Below are 25,178 nucleotides of genomic sequence, written 5' to 3' on the forward strand. Positions count from 1 at the left end.
CCGGTTAGTTCACACTTCGCACGGTGACTTCGCCGTTGTCGCTGCGCGCCTTCACCACATGCGGGCTGCCGCCGGCGGTCGGCACATCAACATTCGCATCGCCGTTGCCGCTCGTGGCGGTGACGGCGTAGGGGGCCCCGGCGCGCGGCAGCTCGATGACGACCTCGCCGTTGTCGGTGACGGTCTCGACCCGGTCCGGCGCACCGGTGAGCCCGAGCCGCACCATCCCGTTGCCCGATCGGGCGGTCACCGTCCTGGCGGTGACGCGTTCGGTGACGATCTCGCCGTTGTTGCTGTTCAGATCAAGGGGCCCGCTGGAATCCCGTACCGTCACCTCGCCGTTGTCGGAGCGGATCTTCAGCGCGGTGTCGAACCCCGTGGCGGTGAGCCGGCCATTGCCGTCCTCGACGGTGACGGCGACGCCGCGCGGGACTTTCAGGGAGTGCCGCGACGCGCAGTCGCCGGCGATCCCGTCGCACTTGACGCGGAGGGTCAGCGTCCCGTCCTTCATTTCCCAGGAGGCCTTGGGCCGGTTCCCCCGGGACCCGTCGACCTGCCGGGAAACCTGCACGTCTTTCACATCGGCCGGCACCAGCTTGATGTCGGAGTTGTCGGTGTCGATGGTCAGCGTCCTCCCGGTGAGGGGGAAGGAACGGCTCTCGACGGGCGCCTCTCCGGCATCGGCGCTCGCGCACCCGCTGAGAGCGACCGCGACGACGACGCCGGAGGCGGCGAGGAGGGTGTGGGTGTGGGTGCGGAGTGCGGCCACGGTGATCGTTCCCCCAGGTAGTTCTGCCGGTGTGCCACCAAGCTACGAGCCCGCGGGCGGCGGAACGATCCGGGCGGCCACCGTTCCGGGGTGGGGGTAGCCCCCGTACGCGGGGCCACGGGATGCGGCGGTGAGGGGCCGCGGCGGGAACGGGTTTGCAGGGCGCCCCCGTCTGCCATGTACGCTGTTCCTCATTCACGGGTGCGTAGCTCAGGGGTAGAGCGCTGCTCTTACAAAGCAGATGTCGGCGGTTCGAAACCGTCCGCGCCCACCAGTGCAAAGGCCCCCAGCCGATCAAGGCTGGGGGCCTTTGACCTCCACAGCTGACTGTGAGGATGTCGGTGTGCCGCCCTGGGGGCCTGACTCTCCGTCTGACCGACGCCGTCCGGCTGTCCTGTTGATGATCTGTCGGCCGTCCTGGGCGGTGCCGCCCCGTGCGCGGCCGGTCGGGCGTCTGTGACCTCATAGGAGCCCGGCCAAAGGTCCCATCACAGTCTTGTCCTGCCGCCCGACCGGCGTGCGCCGTCCCTCACGCGTCGCACGGAAGGACAGCAGCAACCAGGATGGCAGACCACATAGCGGTGGTCGGCGGCGTCGACACCCACACCGACTTCCACCAGGCCGCCGTGATCGACTCCATCGGCCGACACCTGGCCACCCAGGCTTTCCCCACTACCCCTGACGGCTACTGCCGGCTGCTCAACTGGCTGCGCTCGCACGGCGAGCTCATTGCCGTCGGCGTCGAGGGCACCGGCGCCTACGGCTCGCAGCTCACCCGCCCTGCGAACAGACCAGGTCACCGTCGTCGAGGTGGACCGGCCCGACCGGCGGGCCCGCGACTCGTCTGTCGTTCATGTCTTGATCGGCTGCGATGTCCTCGTAGTCCCCGACGCGGACCTCCGCGTGGACGAAGTCCCTGTTCACTGGGGCGGATTCCGAGGTGCGGGGGCATCATCGAAGAGGATGTGCCGCAGTATCCGGGTGAGGTGTTCGGTGAGCTGCTCGGGTGGCATCGAGGCAAGTGGCTCGGTTCGTGCGATGTACCGGCTGAAGACCACTCCGATCATGTGTGACCCCACGAGTGCTACGCGGGTGTCCAAGTCATCGCCGAGCGCTGCCGGTGCGTTGGGGGAGAGCACGGACCGGTACGCAGCGGCACTGTGCTCCTGCATCGCGACCAGGAGGTGAGCGGCTGCACGCTCGTCGGACGCGGCACTGCGCACGAGGGTGACGAGTGGGTCGTTGACGGCGTCGGTCTCCATCCGCTGGACGAAGGCGTGGGCGATCCGGTCGGGCAGTGTCGCCGGGTCTCCGGCAACTACCCGTTCCAGGTCGCTGTTACCGGGCACAGCCGCGAGGAAGAGCCGCTCTTTGGATTGAAACTGACGCGTGATCAGACCGTGGGTGACACCGGCTCGACGCGCGATTTCGCGGAGGGTCGTGCGGGCGTAACCACGCTCGGCGAAGGTGTGACGGGCCGCCTCCAGGATGGCTGCTCGGTGTCCCTCCGGGTCCCGTCGGCGCGTGCGCAGTGGCCTCTCGGACGCTTCCTGACCGTTCATGGCGACTCCTTCATCTGATCACTGTAGTGCTGGCCACCGGGGTCCTCGCTGACCGCTGGTACCCTTAATATCCAAGTGGACATTAAGGGTCCATTGAGATTGGAGGCTGTTGTGAGCACGAATCCGCCGGAGCCCGCGGGGATCGTCGAGACGCGGCTACTGCACAAGATGCACCGGGCCGCGACGTCCCTGCTGGCCGACGCCGCACAGCGCGACAACGCCCCGTCGGCCGCACTGGCCGAACTGCGTGACTTCCTGGTGGCGGCGCTGCGGCATCACCACGAGAGCGAAGACGATGTGCTCTGGCCGCAGTTGATCGCCGCCGACCCGGTGGCCGACGCCGTGCTGAGCGAACTCAGCACGGAACACGATGCGCTGGACGCGGCATTGGACGCGCTCGCCGTCGCTCCCGTGCAGGACGATGCGGACCGGGCAGCGGTGGCCGCCGCGGCAGCCAGTGTGCGCGACCTGGTGCACCAGCACCTTGAGCACGAGGAACCGGTGCTGTTTCCCGCGTTGGCAGCGCACATGTCAGATGAAGCCTGGACCGAGTTCTCCCGCGCGGTGATCGCCTCGGCCCCGCCCGTAGGGGCCCACCTCAACCTTGGTTTCTTCGAACAGGTGGGCACTCCCGCCGAGCTCGCGGTGGTCACAGCGAACCTGCCGCAAGCCGTTCTTCCCCTCGTGCCGGCCATGCGTGAGCAGGCCAAAGCCACCCTGAACAGCCTTCACACAACCGACAACGTAAGGACGGTCATCGCGTGACCAGCACACTCATCGTCGGCGGCAGCGGCGGCCTGGGCGGAGTGATCGCCCAGTACTTCGCAGACCGCGGTGACGACGTCATCATCACCAGCAGGGACAAGGCACGGGCCGAGACCATTGCCGCCGGGATCGGCGTCGGCGTCCGGGGGCTGGCCCTCGACCTTGCCCAACCCGAAACGATCAGCGCCTCGTTGGCCGACGTGGCCGAGGTCGACAATCTTGTCATCACCGCGGTCGGGCAGGCCGCGAACACGCTGGCGCAGTTCAACATCGCTGATGCCGTGACGGCCGTGACCATGAAGCTCGTCGGCTACGCCGAGACCGTCCGTGTGCTGCGCGACCGGTTGAGCCCAGGCGCTTCCGTCGTTCTTTTTGGCGGGCTCGCCAAAGAACGCCCGTATCCAGGCTCGACCGTCGTCACCACCTTCAACGCCGGAATCACCGGCCTGGTGAAGACCCTCGCGGTGGAGATGGCTCCGCATCGCGTCAACGCCCTGCATCCGGGCCTGATCGGCGACAGCCCCAAATGGCGCGACGTTCCCAACCCACCGCACTCGGCCCAGACACCGATCGGACGACTGGTGACGATGGCCGAGATCGCCCACGCCACCGATTTCCTGCTCCGCAACACCGGCATCAACGCCCACGACCTGTACATCGACGGCGGCCTGCTGGCCACCTGACCCACAACACCATTGGCAACTGAGCCACCACACTGCTCGTCGCTCGCCCTTATCCGGCGCTGACCGACGATCACCTCCACGAAGCCGGGCGGCCGATCGAAGGCCGCCACCACACCCAAACCCACGCTCCGCCGGGCCCCGTGAGCCAGGCCAGGTTCTCGGCGACGATGTCCCGTCCACCGAGATCCTGGACCGGCCCAGGTGACTGCGGCACCGTTCATACGACTGTGATCCACATTCTCGCGGTCCGATCGCGGAACGTTCAGGCGCGGAGTGGAGCGTACGAAGCAGTCGCCCACACCCATCGATGTCGGGGACACAGACGCCCCCTGTAGTCGCATCGACCGGTCGAGGACTGTGCTCGATCACAGCCGGGTGGTCAGCCAGATGGTCACGGCCGCGGTAACAGTGAGCCCGGCGTTGAGTGCGATCCGGCGGTCTTCGCCAATCAGGTGGACGGCGATCGCGCCGGTCTGCAGGAGTACGAAGCCGATGGCCGCGGCCGACGCCAGCGAGGGAACGATGCCGGTCAGCGGCGGCAGGATCAGGCCGGTCGCGCCGAGTATTTCGACCGTCCCCAGCGCCCTGAGGGCAGGCAAGGGTATGTGGTCGACCCAGGCCATCATCGGTCGGAGTTGATCGCGGCTGCGGATTACCTTCAGCGTGCCTGCGTAGACGTAGAAGATGGCGAGCAGTCCCGCGACGGTCCAATAGGCGATGTTCATGGTTCCCGTTCATGGGCCACCGGTTCACGGGGGCCCGTCGATTGCGTCGATTGCCAGAAGAGCCCTGGTGAAGGCCCGGTCCGTCGTCCGAGGGACCCAGACGCCGGAAGGCGGCAGGGCCACCGTCCTGCCGGTCGAAAGGAGGGTGGCCGGGCCGTGCTGTGCCGTCGGCTTCAGGCGAGGTCGGTGGCGGGCTCGGTCGCGTAGCGGCTCATCGCGTCGATGTTGGCCTGTGGCGTCAGCGGCCGGCCGCCGGCGAATACTTCCTGGAGGTCCCGGAAGTACTGCACGTACAGGTCGGGGGTGAATGTGCTGAGCATGACGGCGGGTTGGTCGGTCAGGTTGGCGAAGGTGTGCGGGGTACCGGGCGGAACCATCACGAGCGTGCCCTTGGCGGCGTCGTAGTCCTCGTCCCCGACGGTGAACCGCACGGTGCCGGACAAGACGTAGAAGCCCTCATCGTGTCGGCCGTGGCGGTGCTGCGGCGGTCCCTGGGTGTGCGGGGCTAGGACGGACTCGGCGATCGCGAGGCGGTGCCCGGTGTGACTGCCGTCCTCCAGAACCCGCATGCGCGTGGTACCCAGAACGATCATCTCGCCATCGCCGGGACCCATCACCGATACAGCGGGGTGGGTCTGCGGCTCGCTGGTCTTCGCTTCTTCAGTCATGTTCACGAGTTCAGCGTCGGGTACCCAGGGCTGTCCAAGACCCGTCCCGCAGCGCCGATACCTCGTAGGTATCGTTGCAGCGTGGAGCTACGGACCTTGCGCTACTTCGTGGCGGTCGCCGAGGAACTCCACTTCGGCCGGGCCGCCACCCGGCTGCACATGAGTCAGCCGCCGCTGAGCCGGGCGATCAAGCAGTTGGAGGCCGATGTCGGGGCCCTGCTCTTCGCCCGCTCGCCTGCCGGCGTCACGCTCACTCCGGTGGGCACGGTGCTGCTCGACGAGGCGCGGGCCCTACTCGACCATGCCGACCGTGTCCGGGTACGCGTGAGCGCGGCGGCCGGCGTCGCGACCATCACCATCGGCATCCTGGGCGACGGCGCCGACCGGGGAGTGGCCAGGCTGGCCGCCGCCTACCGCCGACACCACCCCGGCATCGATATCCGCATCCGTGACACCGATCTGACCGACCCAACCTGCGGGCTGCGCGCCGGACTGGTTGACGTCGCGCTGACTCGGGCGCCGTTCGACGTGACTGCCCTGACGGTGCGTGCACTGCGGACCGATCCGGTCGGCGTGGTCCTGCGCGCTGACGATCCGCTGGCCCGCCGCGACGGGCTGCGGCTGGCCGAACTGAGCGACCGCCGCTGGTTCCAGTTCCCGCAGGGCACCGATCCCATCTGGCAGTCGTACTGGAACGGTGGCAGGTCGCGCGAGGGCCCAGTGGTGCGCGCCGTCCAGGAATGCCTGCAGGCCGTGCTGTGGAACGGCACGGTCGGCCTGGCCCCGCTCGGACACGACCTGCCCGCGGAGCTGGCCGTGGTGCCGCTGATCGACATGCAGCCGAGTCGAGTGGTGGCGGTGTGGAACGAGGGTGACACCAACCCGTTGATCCGATCCTTCATCGAGATCGCGACAACCGCGTACCGTCACTGAGCACCGGCAACCGGTGCTGCCGCAACTCGTGAACAATTCGAACGCCGCAGCCCCAGAGACCGCCTCCCGAAATGGTGAACATCTGCTGTTCCTTCTCGCGTACAGAGCCAAGCTGCCGGTATCGGCACGTGCTGCTACAGGCTCGCTTGGCTACCGTTCGCAGCATGAGCAGCGACCCTCCCGCCTGTCCCGAGTGCAGCGGACCCATGACGTTCGGCGGATTCGTGCTCTGTGGGCGGGAGGACGATGGCAAGCGGACATGCCGTTCGCTGTGGAAGTGCGCCAGTCGCCATGTGTGGTGGAACTGGGCCGACCGGCCGGACGAGCCGTTGGAGGTCTGCCCGGTGCCGGAGCTGTTCCGCTGACATCCAGCGCTGATATCAACAGGCATGCACAGCCGCAGTGTTCAGCGGCCGCCCACGGCCTGAGTGCGCGCATTTGGAGTACGCCAGGCGGCACATCGATCGAACTCCTAAAGCGGTGGTCGGAATGGGCATAGGCACGACGGCCAACAGTCTGGTAGCTGGCATCATCGCTGCATGGCAGGCGAGCAACTACCCAGAGGGTGGACCCTTGAGGAGATCCGCAACGTCTCCGGGGACCAGGACGCCATCCCTCTCGAAACTGATCGCAGAGTGACGTGGCAGGGGTGGCCGGCGGACGACGAAAGCGTCCAGCCCGAGATCGTGTTGGGGTTTCACAGCCTGTGCCTGGTGAAGCCGGTCAACGACGATGAGTGGTACATGGGCAGCCTGAACGACGACGGCAGCATCGACTGCTGGAGCGCCTACGGCGATCTCCGCCAGGCTCTTCGAGGCCTGTAGGTCTCAAGGCCATGCGCACCAGATACGCACCAGTAATAGCGGTGAACCACGGTCAACGACGGTCGGGCCAACCAGCCTTGCCCCCTTGTGCGGTCGGCGTACACCCAGATCAGGCTAGGCATATCAATAGACGATCAGTGATTCCCAAGCTCAGGACCCGGACTGCCGGCGCGGACAAAACCCGTAAGGTTCCGACCATGGTGACTGCGACTGTCCGCGAGTGGCGCGACGAGGAGGGGTGGGGTGTGCTCGACTGCGCCAAGACCCCTGGCGGCTGCTTCGGCCACTACTCCGTCATCCAGATGGCCGGGTTCCGGACTCTGTCGCCGGGCCAGCGAGTGGACCTCTCGTGGGAAGCCCCAGGCTTCAAACAGGACGGCTACGACTACCGGGCCGTGAGCATCGTGCCTCGGTCCGCCTGACATCCAAACCTGACATCAACGACAGTGCACAGCCGCATCCTTGAGCGACCCAACACGGCAGCCGGAGACCCAGGCGTACCTGGGGCAGTGGGCCAGCGATCGCACTTACAAAGTAGATGTCGGCGGTTCGAAACCGTCCGCGCCCACCAGTGTGAAGCACGACGAAGGCCCAGGTCACCGGCAACAAACCGGAAGCCTGGGCCTTATTCGTTCGTGGGCCATGCGGGCCGGAGCGAGGCGCCGTGCCACTTACCTCGTGCGGTAGACCCGCTCCGGCTTCGGTCCCATCCCTTGAGCCCACTCCCTGAAACCCTCTCTGCGGGTTCGCTGCGCGCGGCCCCGGCTCCAGCGCCGGGCCCCGACGCTCCTGTCTCCGCCCCGCTGCGGGCCCCCGGCTCCGCCGGCCGCGCGGGGGCCGGCGGAGCCGGGGCAGGACATGCGCCGGCGTTCGTCGGCGTGCGGGTCCTGGGTGGCGCTGAGGAGCGGACCGGGCAGTACGGGGCTGTGTACGACCTGCCTTCGATCTGCTCGGCGTCGCCCGGCAGGCCTCAACTCGCCGTCATACAAAACAAGTTGACATTCCGATCACGAGTGCTGTGTCATCTCACCTCAATCGAACACCGGCGCGACGGGAAACTCTTTATGAAGCTCAAGAGACTGGCACAGGTCGGTCTGGCCCTGGCGGCGAGCGCGATCATGGTCGCCGGGATGGAAGGTTCCGCCTCCGCGAGCGGGCTCAACGTGTCCGTCAGCAAGAGCTGGGGCACTTCGACGTTCTACCCAGACGGTGACTGGCTCTACATCACCGACCACTCCGCCGACGGCTACTCGGTGTACGGCAAGATCCAGCAGCGGGTCTGCGCCAACGTCGGCTGCGACGGGTACACCTGGCAGGACCTGCGCACTGGTTGCTACGACACCACCAGCATCGGCGACAACGGCACCGAGATCCGCCAGTGCAACTACGACATCACCGAGAACATCACTGTGCGCGTGTGCGAGGCCCGCTACAGCGGTGGCAGCCGCTACGGCGACTGGTACTGCAGCGACGAGACCAAGTCCTGATTCCGGGCAAGCTCTACGCCTACGGGGCCGGGCCGCATCGCGAAGGTCCGGCTCGGCCCTGTGAAGCCAATACCTGAGTGACCTCAGGGCTGGACACCGGAGGGTTGCAATGGTCGGTATCCCGCCCATGGGCCGCACGCGATCCGTGTAGGCGAACCCCTTCCCCAACTCGCCGTGTTGGAGCGACTGACCACCGCCGTGCCGTTCGAGATGAGCGACGAAGGATCGCCTCCACCCGCCGCTACCTCCCCTAAGACCGCATGGTTGAGCTATACATCCAACAGGTCGGGCGGGTGGTGTCCGTCTGGATGACGAGGTCTGGGCGGTGCTCACGGGCGAGCTCGACGCCTGTGGATCCCGGCGAGTGATCCAGCAGAGGGCGACCCGTCCCACGCCACGAAGGCACCACCGTCCAGCAGTGCGGCAGGAGCCGCGGTCGTAGCCTCAGCGCCGTCGGTCAGCAGTTGAATGAGCGCGTCGCGTTCCACGGTCACTTCCACTCGGGATCCTGCGGTACAGCAGCGAAGTACAGCAACCGCATTGACCGCAGTCGGCCGGCGCCGAACCCCACGAGATGCTGACCAGCCCAGCAGATCTCAGCGACCGCCCGCCGATAGTTCGGGACGAAGAGGTCGTGCCAGTTCCGTGCCGGATCGAGCGGTCAGTCACGGTCAATTGGGGTGTGAGGCGGTGCAGGCAAGCGTTGACGGGCTCCGTGCCGTTGTGCGCCTGTTGACCAGCCAAGCCTGTTCCGCAAGGATCAGGCCGCATCCTCTTGTTAGGGTCAGTCATGATCACTTGTGTAGTCGAGTACGTGATCGATCCGGCGAAGACCGATGCCTTCGAGCGTTTCGGTCGGCGTTGGATGGAACTGGTCGGCAAGCACGGAGGCACCCACCACGGCTACTTCCTGCCGGCGGAAGGCGCCAGCGACAAGGCCTTGGCTCTGTTCAGCTTCCCCAGCCTCGCCGCTTACGAGGAATACCGTCGGCTGTTCGGCACTGATCCTGAGTTCGTCGACGCGGACAGCATCAGGGACGAGAGCGGGTGCGTGCTCCGCTACGAGCGGACCTTCATGCGGCCCCTGTTTCCCGAGCCGACGCGCCTGAACGCGGTCGGTGGCCGGGCTGAAGAAGCGCAGTGAGCCCCCGGCCGCCTCCCAGCACGAACACGACAGTCTGCAGCACCGGATCGTGTGCGGCGAGGAACAATGGCCGCGTCGTACACCGCCTTGATCCGAGAGAATCGGGTCCGTGCCACACCCGCGCCAGATCGGGCGGGGAGCACGGGGAACTCCGGTGGCTGGCAGGGGCAGCAGCCGGCACCCGCTGAAGTCGTGGTGCCCCAAGTCACGGCCCAACTCGCCCCCACCTCGCTCCTGAAGCGGGTGTCGGACGGCGCTACTGATCGGCCTCCTGGTTTTGGACTCCATGGCTCATGAACCAGTGACGGTCGAAGCAGCGAGCGGTCGAGTGAGGGTGCAGCGGGTCGGTGAGCATGTGATAGATGAACTCCGCGGTCGAGCCGTCGAACCGGTCCCAATCGGTGCAGTCGTCTTCTGTGACGAGGATGGGCCATCGGTCAGGGTCGGCGCCCTCGGTGAGCCAATAGAACGACGTCCGCTGTTCTGTGCTCGCCCACTGCAGCAACCCACCCGGAGCCGGATACAGGCGGTACGGCTCCCACGGGCCGCTGCCATCGGCTCCGGCCGATCGAGCCCAAAACTCGTTGACCTCGACGATGTGGAGGCTGCCGGGCGGCCCGTCGGGGAGCAGCAGGCCGAGGTGGCCGTCGAAGTCGCCGTACCCGAACCGCTCGACCAGTTCCCTGTAGTCCCTGGGCAGCGCCGTCCCGAGCCGAGTCTCGACCCTCGCCCAATCGACCACGTCGCTCCGCTCCCGCGCCCACCCTGTGATGGCGACGACACGGTCCACCCAGGAGGCTTCCTCCGTCAGCCCATCCGGCTGCGGTATGACCCGCGCGGCAACCAGCACTACCGGCCTCACATCGCCGCCGGCCCGGACCACGCCGGCAGTTGTCGGCGTACTGATCGCGCCCGTCGCCTACGGCCCGCCGTCGAAGAAGCCGGACTTCAGGTCTCCGATGACGGCGTCGAGTGGATGCCCACTGACGATGAACGGTCCGTTCCAGGGCGCGCTGAGTGCGAAGAGCAACGCCAGGCTCAGCCCGACCACACTCGCAACACCTACGATCAGCAGTGACGTTCGCAGGCTGCTGCGGAAGACCAGTGCGCCGGAGTTCACGATCAAGGCCAGTCCGCTGACCACAAGCGTGACGACGTAGAGCGCGGGAACGTCGCGCGAGGCGGCCGCAACGCGGGCGCGACGACTACTGGTGACACCGTCCATGGAAACCACCAGCTCCGTGCCTGTCGGGGTTCCCACCTCGGGCCGGGCCGCCTCGGCGCGCACACTCCGCTCCAGCCGTGCGATCACGCGAGCGGTGGCGGGGTCGTCACCGGACGCCGCTGCTGCAGCCTCCCACTCCCTGGCACGCGTGGTCTGCAAGTAGTCCAGCAGTGCCGCATGGATCGGCTCCGACTGGACTCGCGGACTTGTCGCCGCCCATGCCAGTCGGGAGGCCGCGGCCGCCTCGTCGCTCACCAACCCCTCGGCTGCGCGCAGGTAGCCGGCCTCGCTGGCCAGTGTGAGTGCCGCAAAGATCGCGAAGGCAGCGCCGAGTGTCGGCATCAGGGGCGTGGCGATCTGCGGCACCCGATCCCGTTCCTCGACCGGTACGAGCGCCCGGACGCCGACCCGCGCCACGGCCGCGACCAGTAAGGCAAGTAAGAGCCCGCCCACAACCAGCACCGCCGCCGGCAGCGAGATCAACCAGTTCACCACATCACCTACAGCGCGTTACCGCGAGCGCCACACCGCGGCGGCACATCGGCCCCCGCGACCTGGAGCTCCTCGTCGATCACTTTTAGTGAACGCTCCATGATCACAGGTCGAAGACCTTTGACGCTCGCGACGCCCGGCACGGCATCTCGCCAAACACCCGAATACGGCCCAGTGCGAGGCTGCACTGACAACGACCGCCGCACCCGTCTCACTTTCCGTCTCATTCGGCCTCGTTCAGCGTCGTTCAGCGAGACCGGAAGCCGATCCCAATCCGGTGGCGAGCCGCCCATGAACGACGCGAGCCTCACGCAACACTCGGCCGGTCTGCAAGTCCGTCGGCACCAGGGCAGTTGTCGCTCGTACACAGTCCAGGTGTAGAGCGATCACGCAGAAGGGGACCAGGTGCCGGCGCTTTGCCGGTGGGGCCTCCCGGTGCGATCTCCATCGTGAGGAGTGGTCCTCTCACGTGATCCAGAAGCGCAAGGAAGCGGAGCGCAAAGCGAAGGCCAAGGGGCGCAAGTAGCCGTGACCTCGGGCCGCCTCTGGGCCGAGGAAGGGTGACCGGGGGCGACCAGCGGTGACAGGCAATGACAGCGGAACCGCAGGTCACCGACGGGATCACACCTGAAGGGCTGCCGCACGCGCGTGGGTGACGACGTCGAACGGAAGGGCGCGAGCTGCGTGCTGAGGTTCGCCGGTACTGGTGAAGCCGGTGTCAGGATCACCGTCACCGAAGGCGGGTACGAGAACGCGGATGGGGCGGGACACCTTCTCGGTGTCCCGCCCCATCGGCGTTGCCCAGTTCCCGCTCGGTCTGTCGGCGCTCCCCATGGCGTGGTGCCGACGTCGAGCGGGGTCTAGGCGGGGGCGGCGTCCCGGATCGGCGCTCCGGCCTGGTGGAGGCTGGCGAGGGCCTGTCGGTAGGAAGTGATCAGGCTGGTCTCCAGGTAGTTCACTCCCAGGTCCTGGCAGTGGCGGCGGACGATCGCCTGCGCCCTGCGCAGATGCGGGCTGGGCATGCTCGGGAACAGATGGTGCTCGATCTGGTAGTTCAGTCCGCCGAGTGCGACGTTGGTCAGCCATCCACCGCGGACATTGCGTGAGGTGAGCACTTGGCGCCGCAGGAAGTCGGGGCGGTCGTCGCCGGTCAGGATCGGCATGCCCTTGTGGTTGGGGGCGAAGATCGAGCCCAGGTAGACCCCGAACAGACACTGGTGAACCACAAGGAACGCAACGGCCATGCCGGGCGGCAGCACCAGGAACAGGGCACCCAGGTAGAGGGCGAAGTGCGCGAACAGCAGACTTCCCTCCACCACGCGGTTCTTCAGCGAGCGGTCGGCCAGCGACTTCACACCCGACAGGTGCAGGTTGAAGCCCTCGAGAGTGAGGAGGGGGAAGAAAAGGAACGCCTGAAAGCGCCCGAGCACACGGGGCAGCCCTCTTGCGGCGTGGGCCTGATTCTGCGACCAGACCAGGATGTCGGGGATGAGATCCGGGTCCAGTTCCTCATGATTGGGGTTGGCGTGATGGCGCGTGTGCTTGTCCTGCCACCACCCGTAGCCCATCCCGATAGCGGCGTTTCCCGCGATACGGCCGGTTCGTTCGCTGGCCTTGCGGAGCCGGAACACCTGCCGGTGCGCCACGTCGTGCGCGAGGAGCGCAACCTGGCCGAAGACGACGGCGAGGAACGCCGCCACCGCGAGGGTCCACCAGCTGTCGCCGACGAGGACGAACGCGATCCACCCGCAGACGTAGAGGGCAGTGACCGCCGCGATCCGGGCCGCATAGTAGCCCGGGCGTCGGCCCATCAGGCCGGCGTCGGCAATCTTCCTCGACAGTCGGGAGAAGTCACTCCCCGCCTCTTGCCGGATTTCAGGCGGGGGAGGGTGAATAACGGTCTGCGAATCCATGGAACGAGCTCCCTCAAGGGGTGTCGGATGCGGTCGGCACTGACGGCCGTAGTGGTCAGGAACGACCTTGATCCATCGCCCCGTACTAAGCGGCGCTCGCTGCCGGGAGAAAAGGCCCTGTCGGAGGGCACCATCCAGGCAGCAAAGCAGGCCGACTCTTCAGAGGGTCTCGGCGCGCACACCGCGCGCACGTCAGTCACCGTGGGCTCCCCGGACATATCGGGCCCTTCCAGGGCCCACGGGTCACAGCGACCGACTCACCCCTCTCAACGAATGTCGGCCATCGTGGGTTCCCGGGACACGAACCGACGCCTCAGCCGCAGGTTCACTGGTCATCCTGGCCTGGCCGGAAGCAGTCGGCGCAGGGCCGGCCGGTCGGCCCCACGGCTCGAGGCCGGCTTCAGTGACGGGTGACGCGAAGCGCGAGGCGGCTCAGCCGCCCAGGTACTCGTGCACCAGGCGAACGGCCGTGGCTCCGTCGCCCACCGCCGAGGCGACACGCTTGATCGAGCCCTTCCGTACGTCTCCCGCCGCAAATACACCGGGCACGCTCGTCTCCAGCGGCATGGGGTCTCTGTCGAGTGGCCAGCCCGCCGGGGATTCCTCGCGGATCTCGCGCCCCGTCACCAGGTAGCCCTGCCCATCACGCGCCATGCTGTCCGGGAGCCACTGCGTGTGCGGTTCACCGCCGATCATGATGAACAGTGCGGCTGCCGGAACGCGCTCGAAGGTGCCCGCCGTCCGGTCCCCGAGCGTCAGGTGTTCCAGGCGCTCATCGCCGCCACCGTCGACCACCTCCGTCCCATGGCGGACGATGATGTTCGGCGTCGCCTCGATGGCACGCACCAGATAGGCCGACGCCGACTTCGCGAGGCTGTCGCCCCGAACCACCAGGGTGACCGTGCGAGCGTGCTTGGCCAGATGCACCGCGGCCTGGCCGGCCGAATTCCCGGCGCCGACGATGAAGACGTCCTGGTCCCGCATCGCGCGGCTCTCGCCCACGGCCGTGCCGTAGAACACGCCGGAACCGACCAGGGCTTCCAGGCCCGGCACGCCGAGCCGCCGCCAGTCGGCACCTGTGGCGATCAATACCGCGCGTGCGCTGACCTCGGAGCCGTCCAGCATGTGCACCACTGGCCGGTCGCCGCGGCGTTCGAGCGCGATCGCTTGCTGCGCGAAGACGATGTGCGCGCCCATCAGCCACGCCTGTTCGCAGGTCTGCTCCATGAGGTCGCCGCCGGCGATGCCGTGGGGGAATCCTGGATAGTTCCTGATCATCGGGCTCGTCCCGGCCTGACCACCCGAGATGGCCTTTTCGAGCAGCACGGTGTCCAGTCCTTCGGACGCGGCGTAGACGGCCGCCGTCAGGCCGGCCGGCCCGGCACCGACGATGGTGACGTCGGCGACATCCATGTCGTTCGTGACACTGACCCCGAGGGCGCGCGCGAGATCGGGCAGGCTCGGATCGATGAACGCCTGGCCGTCATGGCGGATCACCACCGGCAGGTGCGACGCGTCGATGCCGGCCTCCCTCAGCAGACGCCGTCCGGTCTCCTCCTCGGCCGGGTAGACCGTGAACGGCAGGTTGAAGCGCGCCATCACATCGCGCAGCTGCAGCACACGGCGGTCGCCCTGTCGGGCGACGACCCGGAACAGCTGGAATTTCGGTTCCTGATCCCTCGTCCACGCGGACAGGTACTCACCCACCGCGCGGTAGAGCGTCTCGTCGTCCGCCCACGGCCGCACGATGTGGTAGTCGGCGCGGCCGAGTGCGATCGCCTGTACGGCCGGGCTGGTCGACGAGTAGTCGCGATCCACGAGCAGCACACGCTTGGCGCGCGGGCACAGCTCATGTGCCCGCGTGAGGATGTCGACGGAGCTGTCGTCCACGAGCAGCAGTGCGACGGGCGCCTCGGCCCGCGCCAGTTCCTGCAGTGCGGTGAGGGCAGCTTCCGGCGAGCTCGCGCCCTTCACCGTGAATGCTCTGCCGAACCGTCGTGTGAGGTCGGAGAGCATCACACCGAGCGAACTCGGGTTGCGATCCACCACGAAGATGACCGGCCACGTCACCTGTATAAGCCTAATGGCGGCCGGCGGCTCGTGCGCGGTTACGGCCCCGGCGCCGCGACGGTGGCAGTCCAGCCTCGGGGCCGCCCCCTACCGGTCGGCCGCGGCTCATGCTCCTTCGGGTTTCGCCGGCACGCACAGCCACGCCAGGATGGCGGCGGTCAGGTACGCGAGTGCGCCGATGGCCATGCTGATTCTCACCCCTGCGTTGTAGTCCGTCGCCGTCGCCAGCAGGGTGCCGCCCAGGGCTACGCCGGTGGCGCTGCCCACCTGACGGGTGGTGTTGAACAGTGCGGAGGCGGTTCCCGAGTAGCCGGCGGGGGCGGCGCCCATCACGGTGGCGGTGGCGCCCGTGAGAGCGAAGGAGGTGCCAAATCCGGCAGCCATCATCGGGGCCACGAGCAGCGGGTAGGGGGAGTCGGGTCCCGCGGCCCATCCGGCCAGCCCCAGGGCCGCCAGGAGCATGCCGGAGACAACCAGCGGGCGATGGCCGGTTCTTCGGGCCAGTCGCCCGGACAGGACGGAGGCGAACATGGTCATCGCTACCGCCGGGAACAGCGCTGCCCCGGTGTCCAGGGCGCTGAAGCCTCGCTGGCGCTGAAAGTACAGGCTGGCGGTGAACACCATGCCGTAGAAGCCGAAGTTGAACAGCGCACCGATGAGGGCTCCGCCGCTCATCGCTCGGGAGCGCAGCAGGCTCGGCGGGAGGACGGGGTATCGGGCCAGCCGCTCGCGCACCGCGAGCGTGGCGGCGGCCAGCGCGGACAGGCCCGCCGCGGCAAGGACGGCCGGATCGGTCCAGCCCCGCCGGCCGGCCTCGTTGAGCGCGGCGGTCAGCAGCGCGACCGCCACCACGATCGCGCACTGCGCCGGCCAGTCCAGGGGCCGGTCGGCGCGCCTGGGCGATCGCGTCACATTCCGCAAGGTCAACGCCAGGCAAGCGATTCCGGCGGGCAGGTTGATGAGGAACACCCAGCGCCAGCCCACTGTGGTGACGACCAGTCCGCCCAGCAGCGGCCCGGTGGAGGCGGCGATGCCCGCCATCGAACCCCACAGCCCGAAGGCCCGCGAGCGTGCGGCCGGTGCCGGGTATGCCTGCTGGAGCAGGGCCAGCGAGCCGGGCACGATCAACGCCGCGCCGAGTCCCTCCAGCAGCCGGGCGGCAACCAGCAACGGCGTACTCGGTGCGATCGCGCACGCGGCCGAGGCCACGGTGAACACAGCCACGCCCGAGCAGAAGACACGCCGGTTGCCCAGCCGGTCGCCCAGCGCGCCGCCGGTCAGCAGGAGTCCGGCGAGGACCATGGTGTACCCGTTGGTGATCCATTGGATGCCGGTGAGCGACGCCGACAGCTCCCGGCCGATCACCGGCACAGCGACGTTAATGATCGTCACATCCAGGATCACGATGAAATACCCGGCGCACACCGCCACCAGAGGCGCCCAGGACCGCTGCCCGGACTCAGGAGACGACGCGGGCTCACCTCCACGGGCCGACTCCGCACTCGCCACTTCCCCAGCCCCGTCCCGGCCGCAGAGGTCATCCGTCAAAGTGCACGATAAGGTGCATATTGCGCATATCGCGAGGATCGGGCGCGGTAGGTCGGGGATCAGCCCGGCTCTGTCGACAAAGGGCTGAGGCTCAAGTGCGGTGGGGCGGCGACTTGGACATCAGTCGTTGACGGCAACGAGCGTGGACTGCGGGGGGAGAGCGCGGCAGGCAGTAGCGGTCCTCGGGTCTGCTGCTCCTCCCACGGGGCCCGGCGGTGCTCGGCGGGGCTCAGGACGGGCCGGCGGCCCGCTCGGCGGCGCTGCGCTCGACGCAGAACTCGTTGCCCTCGATATCGGCGAGCGTGGCCCAGCCGGAGCCGTCGGCGCGGCGGTGGTCGCCCACCAGGGTGGCGCCGAGGGCGAGCAGGCGCTCGACCTCCTCGTCACGGGTGCGGTCCGTGGGCCGGATGTCGAAATGGATCCGGTTCTTGGCCGTCTTGCCCTCGGGTACGGCGATGAACAGGAGCGAGATGCCCTGGGCCTCGACCAGGGCCTCGGGGTCGCCGGGATGGTCCTCGTCGCTGATCTTGGTGCCGAGCACCTCGGCCCAGAAAGTGCCGAGCCGATAGGTGTCGGCGCAGTCGATGCTCACGTGGTCCACAGAAGAAGCCATGGCCGAGACTATGACGGACAGCCAGATGACCTTCCAACAGGTTTTGGGCTCGGTGCTCGCAGTGCGGAGGAGCACCGGCGCCGGCGGTACCCGGTCTGCTCGAGGAGGGGGCGGAGAGTCCGCGACAGGGGGAATTTCCTTACGGTGCCCCGTGGTTGGCGTCCGGTGAGTGTTGCTGATCACTGGGGAGGATCAATGTCCGAGGCCGGCGTGCAGGGGATTGTCGCGGAGGGTTTCGAAGGCGTACGGGAGGAGTTCGACGCTGTATTTGCCGAGGGGATCACCGAGTCCGGCGCTCAGCTCGCGGCGTACGTCAACGGGCAGCAGGTCGTCGACCTGTGGGCCGGAGACGGGATGGCGGGCGACTCGCTCACCGGCGTCTACTCCGTCACCAAGGGCGCGGCGCATCTCGTCGTCGCACTGCTCGTGCAGGACGGCCTGCTCGAGCTCGACCGTGAAGTCGCCTCCTACTGGCCTCAATTCGCGGCCGAGGGCAAGGACCGGCTCACGCTTCGGGAGCTGCTCGGGCACCGAGCCGGACTGATCGGCGTCGACGGCGGGTTCAGCACCGAGGAGCTGGCCGACGACCGGCTGCTCGCCGCGCGGCTGGCGGGTCTGCGACCGTACTGGGAGCCGGGAACGGCGTACGGGTACCACGCCTTCGTCATCGGCGCTCTCACCGGCGAAGTGGTACGCCGCGTCACCGGGCGCTCGATCCAGGAGCTGTACGAGGAGCGGGTGAGGGCCCCGTACGGGCTCGACTTCCATCTCGGGCTGCCCGAAGCGCTGGAATCGCGTTATCTGGACGTACTGCCGATGCGGACCACACCGGAGCAGCTCGCCGAGCTCCGCGCGGACGCGCCGGCCCCGGACAGTCTCATGGCGATCGCCTTCGGCTTGAACGCCGATCCGCCCACCGACCTGGTGGAGCTTGCCAACACGCGCACGGTGCGGGCCCTCGGCCAGGCCTCGGCGGGCGGGGTGGGGAACGCGCGCGGGGTCGCGGCGATGTACGCGGCGGCCATCAGCGAGGTCGACGGCAGGGCACCCATGCTCAAGCCGGACACGATCGCGGAGTTCGCCCGGCTCTACTCGGTGGGCACCGATGTGGTCACCGGTGAGGAGGATCAGTTCGGCCTCGGCTTCCAGGCACTCGGTGTGCGGTACCCGTTCCTGGGCGAGGATGCCTTCGGCCACGGCGGAGCGGCGGGAGCGCAGGCATTCGCGGATCCGGCCAGTGGCGTGGCGTACGGCTACGTGCGGCGCCGCTTCCCCTTCCCGCCCGGCGGCGGTTCGGTCGAGAACGACCGGCTGGCCGCGGCGGTCGTCAGGGCCGCCACCGCCTGACCGCAGAACGTACGGATGCACGCCCCGAACCAGACGCACGCCCAAGGCCCCTTCGCCGGCGGACGGAGGGGCCTCGGGCATGGGCAGCCGCGCGCCGCCGGTCGGGTGCTTGGTCAGCCGGCCGGCCGGGGGAGGGCGGTCAGGTCGCCGGACTCCGAAGGCCTCGCCCCGCGGCCGGCGCACGGGGCACACTGAACACATGTGCCGCAGTATCAAGACCCTCCGCCCGCCCGTGCTCCCCGAAGAGGCCACTGAGGAGGACATCCGCGCCGCAGCCCTGCAGTTCGTGCGCAAGGTGTCCGGATTCCGGGCCCCCGCCGCGCACAACCGTGAGATCTTCGAGCAGGCCGTGGACGAGATTGCCGAGTCGACCCGCAGGCTGCTCGAAGGGCTCGAGGTCCGTGGGTCCGGCGGGGCCGCTAAGCGGCCGGCTCAGGAGCCGGACGCCGCATGACGTACGCGGCCAGCGCGCCCGCCGCGAACAGCGCGAGCACCGAGACCGCCGCGCCGACCCAGCTCGCGCCGAGCCATTGGCCGCCGAAGTAGCCGAGCCCCACGCTGTAGCCCGCCCATGCCACGCCCGCGAGGGCCGACCAGGGCAGGAAGTCCCTCACCTTGCGGTGCGCCGCGCCCGCGCCCAGTGAGACGACCGAGCGGCCGGCCGGGGCGAAGCGGGCGATCACGACGAGGGCGCCGCCGCCGCGGCTGAGGGCCGCGCCAAGACGTTCCTGCGCGGTGGTCAGCCGGCGTGAGCGGGCGATCGCCCGGTCGAGCCGGTCGCCGCCACGCCAGGCCAGCCGGTAGGCGACGAGGTCGCCGAGTACGGAAGCGGTGGCGGCGCAGAGGACCAGGACGAGCAGTGAGGGCACCTCGTGCGGGACCTTTCCGGCCGCGGTCTCGACGGATCCGGTGGCGGCGCTGGTCGAGCCCGCCGCGGCGGCGGTCGCCGCCGTGATCACCAGGACTCCGCTGGGCAGCACGGGCAGGAAGACGTCGAGAAGTACGGAAAGCGCGACGACGGCATAGATCCATGGGCTGCCGGTCAGCAACCCCACGCTCTCGAGCACCCGAACTCCCCGGTTTCGTAAACAACGCCGCGACGTCGCAGGGGAGCGGCAGGGGCGGCAGTACAGCTGTACAGCGTACGCCTGGGGTTCGACTCGAGATCGCCAGGGGGGAGCCGATGTTGTGATCGTCACGTTCCGCGGATCGACGCGGCGCCCGGACCCTCCGAAGAGGATCCGGGCGCTCCGGAAGAGTGACTATGCAGCGGCCGCCGCGCCCTGCTCCTTGGGCTCCTCGTCCGTCGCCCGGCTCGCGTTGCGGACGAACAGCCGGTCCAGCGCAAACGCGCCCGGGCCGGTGAAGACCAGCAGCAGGAAGGCCCAGCAGAACATCGCCGCCCCCTCGCCACTGTTCTGCAGGGGGAAGAGCGCGGTGGGCTGGTGGACGTCGAAGTACGCGTACGCCATCGAGCCGGAGGCCACGAAGGCGGCGCTGCGGGTGCCGAGGCCGAGCAGCACCAGTGTGCCGCCCACCAGCTCGATCACCGCCGCGTACCAGCCGGGCCAGGTGCCGGCCGCGATGGTGCCGCCACCGCCGCCGGCGCCGCCGAGGACGCCGAAGAGCGAGGCGGCGCCGTGGCAGGTGAAGAGCAGGCCGACGACGATGCGGAACAGGCCGAGCGCATAGGGCTGGGCCGTGTTCAGCCGGGTGGGAAGCGAGGGATGTGCCATGGGGGGCTCCTTCGGTCTGGGGACGTGAACCGACGAGGGAAGCCCTAGGTTAGGCGGACCTAATCAATGCTTGCAAGTTCAACATTTGATCGTGGGCTGGTTTCCGCCCTGGATTCCGTTTCCCCGCCGGGAGCCGAGTCCTGCTCCGTGACGAGCGTGCGCAGGGCGGCGCGCGCCACCGCGTCCGCGTCCGACAGGGTCACCGAGTCGACGCCGGGCCTGGCTCCGGCCGCGGTCACCCAGTGCACGCCCTCGGTGGGAACGCCGATCGCGAACCGTCTCGAGTGCGGACGGCCCTGACGGTTGATCAGACGGTACGGGCGTGGTGTGACGTCCAGCCCTCCGGTTTCGTAACCGTCGATGGAGTGCGGGCGGCAGTGGCCGGTTTTCAGCAGCCGCTCGAGCAGCTCGTCACAGGTCCGCCGGAGGTCGGGTTCCGGCAGTCGCGCTTCGATGAGCGTCGTCGCCGTCACGAAAGAGCCGGGGACATCAGGCGATTCGGCGGTGAAGGCTCCGTCCAGGGCGTCGTGCGAGCCGGCGTCCGCCATCCCGATCGTGGTGCGCGGACCGACCACCTCCAGGACGCCGGCCTCGATCAGCGCCGTCATCTCCTCGATCCGGCGGCGCGGCGGGCCGATGGAGAGAAACGCGTTCAACGGGGTGTACCAGCGGTCGAGATGGTCGCGCCGGGAGGTGCCGGAGAGGCCCGCGTGGTCCACGATCAGACGGAGCTCGTTGCGCAGATCGCGCAGTACGTCGAGGGCGGCCTTCAGCGGACCCGCGACATTGCCGAGCGCGGCCTGCGCGGCGTCCTGTCGCAGATGGCCGAGGAGCCAGGTGCGGTGCTCGGCCGGCGAGGCGAAGCGCTCACCTGCGTGCGGGCGTGAAATCCGGTCCCAGGACCAGCGGTCCGCCTCCGTGACCCCGAACGCGTCCAGTACGGCGGCCTCTTGGGCGCTGCCGTGGGGTGCGTCGAGGAAACGGTCCCGGAAGCCGTGAGGAGCGGAGCCCTGCGGATCGGCGAGCAGCGCCTCGTAGTGGACCGTCTCCACTTCCTTGGCCACCAGCGGCCATATCTCGGTCAGGAAGTCCGGCGGATCGCCCTCGCCCGCGCGGTTGCGGAAGACCGCGATCACATCCGGGGTGAGGACGAGGGGTTCATGCCGGCCGGAGGGGCCCTTGGCGTTGTCGCCGCGTGCCTGGTACGGGACGCCGCGCCGTGATCCCGCGTACAGCCGCGGCTCACGGCCCGAGGGCCGGTAGACGAGCTCCCCGCCGTCGGCGCGTACGAAGGTGCCGCCGCGGCCCGTCGTCAACAGGGCCATATGGTCGAAGAAGTTGAGCCCCAGGCCGCGCAGCAGCACCCGTTCACCCGGGGCGACGCCCGAGAGGTCGAGGTCCGCGGGGTTGGCGGGCCGGAAGTAGCGCAGGCGCGGGTGACGGGCGGCGTACTCGGCGAGATGCGCCTGCGACTGGCGGCAGACCACCGGGAGATGGCCCTGCGCGAGGATTACCGCGCTGAGCCCGGTGAGGACGGTGCCGTCGTCGAGTGCGAGAGTCTGGAAGGCCGCGGTGCCGGTGGGCCCCGCCACCGCGTCCCGGTCGTCCTCCAGCCGTACCGCCCGCGACCGGTGGACCGCCACCCGCACGGTGTCCGGTGCGCCGGACACCGCCCGGCGGAAGGCCCATTCCAGGTAGCGGCCGTAGCAGGCCCGCGTCGGGTAGTCGTCGGGGCCGAGGGTCTCGTCGGTGTGCGCGGCCGCCCATTCGTACAGGCTCGGGCCCGGGAGTATCGGCCCCTCGCAGACAACGCTGTCGTCCGTGAAGAGGGTCACCTGCGAAGCCACCGTGTTCATCAGCAGTTCGGCCGACTGGTCCGGGCGCCAGACGCGGCCGGGGCCCGGCGGCGCGGGATCGACCAGGTGGACCGTGAACGGGGTCCCCGGGGCCAGTTCGCGGGCGGACGCGCAGAGCCGTTCGAGGACGGAGGTGCCGCGGGGGCCTGCGCCGACGACCGCGACGGCGGTGGCGCGACTGGACGAAGCTGCGGACAAAACGGGAACTCCCGGAGCATGTGGGGGGAATGGCCTGTTCGCGTGCACTGCGCTCGTCCAGGGGGCCGGTCGGGCGACGGGTGGGAGGGATCGTCCGGCACATCATGCCGCTGGTGCGCCCGGAGTCGAACCCCCGGGGCGGAGGATCACGCTCCGCTGTGGGAAGCATCACGGTCCGCGGTCAGGTCCCGTTCCTCCACCGTCACCAGCTGCGCGCCCGCGGTCTGCTCGCTTCCGAGCGCCCGCGCCTGCTCCAGCCGCAGCCCCGCCGAGCGCCCCCGAAGCGTCAGCGTCATCAGCTGATTGCCGAACCACGGACCGCCGGTCCTGCGCCAGCTGACCGGCGGCTTGCCCACCCGGCCGTGGCGGGCCAGGGCGCGGCCGAGTCGCCGGCCGGCCCGGCTCCAGCCGAAGCGGAAGCCGACCTGTATCGAGCGGGGGATGGAGTTGTGCACCGGCGAACAGGTCAGCTGCAGCACCCGTGCGTCCGGCTGTGCGCGGTCCGGCCAGGTGGGTTCCGCGACATACGCATGGTGCACATCGCCCGAAAGCACACATACCGTCGCCGGGGCGCCGTCCCCGCTGCCCGCTTCCGCGAACAGTCGCGCCAGCTCGGCGAAGGAGTCGGGGAAGGCCGCCCAGTGCTCCAGATCCGCCCGTCTGCGCAGATCCTCACCGAACCGTGCCCAGCGCGCACCGCGCTCGCCCCGGCACAGCGCGGCGTTCCAGCTCTCCGCGTCATGGATCAGCGGCGGCAGCAGCCAGGGCAGTGAGGTGCCGATCAGGAGATGGTCGTACGTCTCCCGCCCGGCCAGCGCCTGCTCGCGCACCCAGCCGGCCTCACCCGCGTCGAGCATCGTCCGGTTCTTCTCGTCGAGGACCCGGGCGGCGCGTGTGTCCACCATCAGCAGCCGGGTCCGGCCGAAGTCGCGGCGGTAACTCCAGCGCACTGAGGCAGGATCGGCGTCCGCCCCGGTGGCGAAGGTCTTGAGGAGGTCGGTTCCGTCGGGGGCTGCCCGCACCGCGGTGTACAGCTCGTCCGACTCCAGCTCCGCGGGCGAGAGATTGCCCAGGTGCTGGTAGACCCAGTACGACATCAGTCCGCTGAGGATCCGGTCCTGCCACCACGCCGTCTCGCGCATCTCCGCCAGCCAGGAGGCGCTGGTGTTCCAGTCGTCGATCACATCGTGGTCGTCGAAGATCATGCAGCTGGGGACCGTGGAGAGCAGCCAGCGCACCTCGGGGTCGCTCCACGACTCGTCGTAGAGCCGGGTGTACTCCTCGTAGTCCGCGACCTCCGCGCCGGGCGGCTCGGACAGATCACGCCGGGTCGCGAGCCAGGACCTGGTCTCCTTGGACGTCTCGTCCGCGTAGACCTGGTCGCCCAGCAGGAGCAGCACATCGGGGCGTTCGGCGGTGGGATCGGCCGCCAGCCTGAGGGCGAGGGTGTCGAGCGCGTCCGGCCCCACCGGGTCGTGCCCGTCGTCGGGCGCGGCCGACCAGCGGCAGGAGCCGAAGGAGACGGTGATGCGGTCGGAGGGGACCTCGGGCGTACGGATCGTGCTGTCCGGGAAGAGGGAGCCGGCCGGTGGCCAGACCCGCTCGTCGTCGAGCAGTACCTCGTACGCGGTCGTGGTGCCCGGCGTCAGACCGGTCACCGGCACCAGCGCGTAGTGGTGGCCGGCGATCCGGAACGTTCGCGAAGCGCCCCGCGCGCCGTCCGCGCACCGGACCTCGGCCGTGCACGGGCGGTCGGCCTCGACCCAGACGGTCGCGCTCCCGCCGGATTCCCAGTCGACATACCGCAGCAGTGGCCCCAGGCGCAGATCGGCCATGTGTTCCCTCCTCTGTCGTCCCGTACGGTACGGAACGACAGAGGTCGACGGCCAGGTTCCGACGGTACCGATCGTGATCGTGTCCGGACCGTCAGCGGCTGGTCAGCAGCCGTTCAGGATGCCCTGGAGCGCACTCTTCTCGGCCGAGTCCACCTTCAGGCTGTAGTAGTGCTTCACGTCCACCCACATCCGGGCGTACATGCAGCGGTACGAGGTGCGCGAGGGCAGCCACTCCGCCGGGTCCTGGTCACCCTTGGCCTGGTTGACGTTGTCGGTGACGGCGATCAGCTGGGGGCGGGTGAGGTCGTTGGCGAAGGCCTGGCGCTGGGCGGTGGTCCAGCTGTTCGCGCCGGACTTCCACGCCTCGGAGAGCGGCACCATGTGGTCGATGTCCACGTCGGCGGCGGCGGTCCAGGTAGCCCCGTCGTACTCGGAGAACCAACTGCCGCTGACCGCCGCACAGCTGGAGTCCTGGACGACGTTCGTACCGTCGCGCTTGAGGACGACCTCACGGGTGTTGCATGCGCCCGACTGAGTGATCCAGTGCGGGAACTTGTCGCGGCTGTAGCCGGTGGAGGAACCCTCGGCCGCCACGGTCAGCTGACCGAGGTAGGTGCGGGCGGTGGCGGCGCTGACGGGGGCGGGCGGGGATGCCTGGGCGGCGGGGGCGGTGGCGAGCAGACCGGTGGTGGCGAGAGCGGCGGTGGCGGTGAGCACGGCTATTCGGCGGGTTTGACGCGCGTAGACACCAGACATGCGAACTCCTTTGATGTGGGGGGAGCTTG

The 25,178-nt window shown here is 68.9% G+C and carries 26 protein-coding genes, 1 tRNA gene and 1 pseudogene; 11 read left to right on the forward strand and 17 right to left on the reverse strand.

Translation table 11 applies throughout. The features are described from left to right. Nucleotides 1-4 precede the first annotated feature (4 nt). The gene (locus ACWDZ6_RS02085) at nucleotides 5-769 is read right to left on the reverse strand and encodes a DUF4097 family beta strand repeat-containing protein (RefSeq protein ID WP_451501288.1); all 765 of its coding nucleotides are present in this window, start codon (nucleotides 767-769) and stop codon (nucleotides 5-7) included. A 199-nt stretch (nucleotides 770-968) separates the two neighbouring features. On the opposite strand from ACWDZ6_RS02085, the gene ACWDZ6_RS02090 reads away from it, so the two are divergent. Both ACWDZ6_RS02090 and ACWDZ6_RS02095 read left to right on the forward strand, forming a co-directional pair. Beyond that, nucleotides 969-1,043 (forward strand) — tRNA-Val (locus ACWDZ6_RS02090). Nucleotides 1,044-1,332: 289 nt separating this feature from the next. Beyond that, nucleotides 1,333-1,482 (forward strand): annotated as a pseudogene (locus ACWDZ6_RS02095) (IS110 family transposase); the annotation flags it as partial. Between the two features lie 58 nt (nucleotides 1,483-1,540). On the opposite strand, the gene ACWDZ6_RS02100 reads toward ACWDZ6_RS02095, so the two are convergent. Together ACWDZ6_RS02100 and ACWDZ6_RS02105 are read right to left on the reverse strand one after the other, a co-directional pair. Continuing rightward, the gene (locus tag ACWDZ6_RS02100; protein ID WP_451501478.1) at nucleotides 1,541-1,693 is read right to left on the reverse strand and encodes a hypothetical protein; all 153 of its coding nucleotides are present in this window, start codon (nucleotides 1,691-1,693) and stop codon (nucleotides 1,541-1,543) included. After that, nucleotides 1,690-2,331 carry a TetR/AcrR family transcriptional regulator gene (locus tag ACWDZ6_RS02105; protein ID WP_451501289.1) on the reverse strand — a complete coding sequence of 214 codons (642 nt, stop codon included), beginning with the start codon at nucleotides 2,329-2,331 and terminating at the stop codon, nucleotides 1,690-1,692. Before ACWDZ6_RS02105 ends, ACWDZ6_RS02100 begins: the two co-directional genes overlap by 4 nt. A gap of 111 nt (nucleotides 2,332-2,442) precedes the next feature. Here ACWDZ6_RS02105 and ACWDZ6_RS02110 point away from each other — a divergent pair, with 111 nt between their 5' ends. Continuing rightward, nucleotides 2,443-3,096: a hemerythrin domain-containing protein gene (locus ACWDZ6_RS02110; RefSeq protein ID WP_451501290.1), complete on the forward strand. Its 654-nt coding sequence runs from the start codon at nucleotides 2,443-2,445 to the stop codon at nucleotides 3,094-3,096. Then, the gene (locus tag ACWDZ6_RS02115) at nucleotides 3,093-3,779 is read left to right on the forward strand and encodes an SDR family oxidoreductase (protein ID WP_451501291.1); all 687 of its coding nucleotides are present in this window, start codon (nucleotides 3,093-3,095) and stop codon (nucleotides 3,777-3,779) included. Before ACWDZ6_RS02110 ends, ACWDZ6_RS02115 begins: the two co-directional genes overlap by 4 nt. 365 nt (nucleotides 3,780-4,144) lie before the next feature. Here the strand turns inward: ACWDZ6_RS02115 and ACWDZ6_RS02120 are convergent, their stop codons facing one another. Both ACWDZ6_RS02120 and ACWDZ6_RS02125 read right to left on the reverse strand, forming a co-directional pair. After that, complete coding sequence (locus tag ACWDZ6_RS02120) at nucleotides 4,145-4,504, reverse strand: DoxX family protein (RefSeq protein WP_451501292.1); 360 nt, start codon at nucleotides 4,502-4,504, stop codon at nucleotides 4,145-4,147. A 173-nt stretch (nucleotides 4,505-4,677) separates the two neighbouring features. Further along, nucleotides 4,678-5,172, reverse strand: a complete 495-nt coding sequence (locus ACWDZ6_RS02125; RefSeq protein WP_451501293.1) for a cupin domain-containing protein — start codon at nucleotides 5,170-5,172, stop codon at nucleotides 4,678-4,680. Between the two features lie 81 nt (nucleotides 5,173-5,253). Between ACWDZ6_RS02125 and ACWDZ6_RS02130 the strand changes: the two genes are divergently transcribed. From ACWDZ6_RS02130 to ACWDZ6_RS02145, 4 genes are all read left to right on the forward strand, one after another. After that, nucleotides 5,254-6,105, forward strand: a complete 852-nt coding sequence (locus ACWDZ6_RS02130; RefSeq protein WP_451501294.1) for a LysR family transcriptional regulator — start codon at nucleotides 5,254-5,256, stop codon at nucleotides 6,103-6,105. A 164-nt stretch (nucleotides 6,106-6,269) separates the two neighbouring features. Beyond that, entirely contained in the window at nucleotides 6,270-6,470 is a 201-nt protein-coding gene (locus tag ACWDZ6_RS02135) for a dehydrogenase (RefSeq protein ID WP_351450777.1), read from the forward strand. Between the two features lie 174 nt (nucleotides 6,471-6,644). After that, nucleotides 6,645-6,929, forward strand: coding sequence for a hypothetical protein (locus ACWDZ6_RS02140; RefSeq protein WP_351450779.1), 285 nt, complete (start codon nucleotides 6,645-6,647; stop codon nucleotides 6,927-6,929). 197 nt (nucleotides 6,930-7,126) lie between these two features. Next, the gene (locus ACWDZ6_RS02145; protein WP_451501295.1) at nucleotides 7,127-7,351 is read left to right on the forward strand and encodes a cold-shock protein; all 225 of its coding nucleotides are present in this window, start codon (nucleotides 7,127-7,129) and stop codon (nucleotides 7,349-7,351) included. Between the two features lie 609 nt (nucleotides 7,352-7,960). On the opposite strand, the gene ACWDZ6_RS02150 is transcribed toward ACWDZ6_RS02145, so the two are convergent. Further along, entirely contained in the window at nucleotides 7,961-8,545 is a 585-nt protein-coding gene (locus ACWDZ6_RS02150) for an effector-associated constant component EACC1 (protein WP_451501296.1), read from the reverse strand. Nucleotides 8,546-9,206: 661 nt separating this feature from the next. On the opposite strand from ACWDZ6_RS02150, the gene ACWDZ6_RS02155 reads away from it, so the two are divergent. Continuing rightward, nucleotides 9,207-9,560 (forward strand): NIPSNAP family protein, encoded by a 354-nt coding sequence (locus ACWDZ6_RS02155; RefSeq protein ID WP_451501297.1) that lies wholly within the window; start codon nucleotides 9,207-9,209, stop codon nucleotides 9,558-9,560. Nucleotides 9,561-9,816: 256 nt separating this feature from the next. On the opposite strand, the gene ACWDZ6_RS02160 is transcribed toward ACWDZ6_RS02155, so the two are convergent. The 6 genes from ACWDZ6_RS02160 to ACWDZ6_RS02185 form a co-directional block, all read right to left on the reverse strand. Continuing rightward, a complete protein-coding gene (locus tag ACWDZ6_RS02160) occupies nucleotides 9,817-10,350 on the reverse strand; it encodes a hypothetical protein (RefSeq protein WP_451501298.1) in 534 nt (177 codons plus the stop codon). 129 nt (nucleotides 10,351-10,479) lie between these two features. Further along, nucleotides 10,480-11,277 (reverse strand): bestrophin-like domain, encoded by a 798-nt coding sequence (locus ACWDZ6_RS02165; protein WP_451501299.1) that lies wholly within the window; start codon nucleotides 11,275-11,277, stop codon nucleotides 10,480-10,482. A gap of 860 nt (nucleotides 11,278-12,137) precedes the next feature. Continuing rightward, a complete protein-coding gene (locus ACWDZ6_RS02170; RefSeq protein ID WP_451501300.1) occupies nucleotides 12,138-13,190 on the reverse strand; it encodes a fatty acid desaturase family protein in 1,053 nt (350 codons plus the stop codon). A gap of 432 nt (nucleotides 13,191-13,622) precedes the next feature. After that, nucleotides 13,623-15,260 carry an FAD-dependent oxidoreductase gene (locus ACWDZ6_RS02175; RefSeq protein ID WP_451501301.1) on the reverse strand — a complete coding sequence of 546 codons (1,638 nt, stop codon included), beginning with the start codon at nucleotides 15,258-15,260 and terminating at the stop codon, nucleotides 13,623-13,625. A gap of 105 nt (nucleotides 15,261-15,365) precedes the next feature. Further along, a complete protein-coding gene (locus ACWDZ6_RS02180; RefSeq protein ID WP_451501302.1) occupies nucleotides 15,366-16,769 on the reverse strand; it encodes an MFS transporter in 1,404 nt (467 codons plus the stop codon). A 268-nt stretch (nucleotides 16,770-17,037) separates the two neighbouring features. Beyond that, nucleotides 17,038-17,421 (reverse strand): VOC family protein, encoded by a 384-nt coding sequence (locus ACWDZ6_RS02185; RefSeq protein WP_451501303.1) that lies wholly within the window; start codon nucleotides 17,419-17,421, stop codon nucleotides 17,038-17,040. A 195-nt stretch (nucleotides 17,422-17,616) separates the two neighbouring features. Between ACWDZ6_RS02185 and ACWDZ6_RS02190 the strand changes: the two genes are divergently transcribed. Continuing rightward, nucleotides 17,617-18,768, forward strand: coding sequence for a serine hydrolase domain-containing protein (locus tag ACWDZ6_RS02190; protein WP_451501304.1), 1,152 nt, complete (start codon nucleotides 17,617-17,619; stop codon nucleotides 18,766-18,768). 199 nt (nucleotides 18,769-18,967) lie between these two features. Continuing rightward, a complete protein-coding gene (locus ACWDZ6_RS02195; RefSeq protein WP_451501305.1) occupies nucleotides 18,968-19,222 on the forward strand; it encodes a DUF2277 domain-containing protein in 255 nt (84 codons plus the stop codon). On the opposite strand, the gene ACWDZ6_RS02200 is transcribed toward ACWDZ6_RS02195, so the two are convergent. From ACWDZ6_RS02200 to ACWDZ6_RS02220, 5 genes are all read right to left on the reverse strand, one after another. Beyond that, a complete protein-coding gene (locus tag ACWDZ6_RS02200; protein ID WP_451501306.1) occupies nucleotides 19,188-19,835 on the reverse strand; it encodes a DedA family protein in 648 nt (215 codons plus the stop codon). The genes ACWDZ6_RS02195 and ACWDZ6_RS02200 overlap by 35 nt on opposite strands. A gap of 195 nt (nucleotides 19,836-20,030) precedes the next feature. Then, complete coding sequence (locus tag ACWDZ6_RS02205; RefSeq protein WP_451501307.1) at nucleotides 20,031-20,504, reverse strand: DoxX family protein; 474 nt, start codon at nucleotides 20,502-20,504, stop codon at nucleotides 20,031-20,033. A gap of 59 nt (nucleotides 20,505-20,563) precedes the next feature. Continuing rightward, nucleotides 20,564-22,558, reverse strand: a complete 1,995-nt coding sequence (locus tag ACWDZ6_RS02210; RefSeq protein ID WP_451501308.1) for an FAD/NAD(P)-binding protein — start codon at nucleotides 22,556-22,558, stop codon at nucleotides 20,564-20,566. Nucleotides 22,559-22,704: 146 nt separating this feature from the next. After that, nucleotides 22,705-24,393 (reverse strand): alkaline phosphatase D family protein, encoded by a 1,689-nt coding sequence (locus tag ACWDZ6_RS02215; RefSeq protein WP_451501309.1) that lies wholly within the window; start codon nucleotides 24,391-24,393, stop codon nucleotides 22,705-22,707. Nucleotides 24,394-24,495: 102 nt separating this feature from the next. Continuing rightward, on the reverse strand, nucleotides 24,496-25,149 hold the full coding sequence (locus ACWDZ6_RS02220; RefSeq protein WP_366734844.1) for an HNH endonuclease family protein: 654 nt from the start codon (nucleotides 25,147-25,149) through the stop codon (nucleotides 24,496-24,498). Nucleotides 25,150-25,178 lie beyond the last annotated feature (29 nt).

Source organism: Streptomyces sp. NPDC002926, assembly GCF_053591755.1.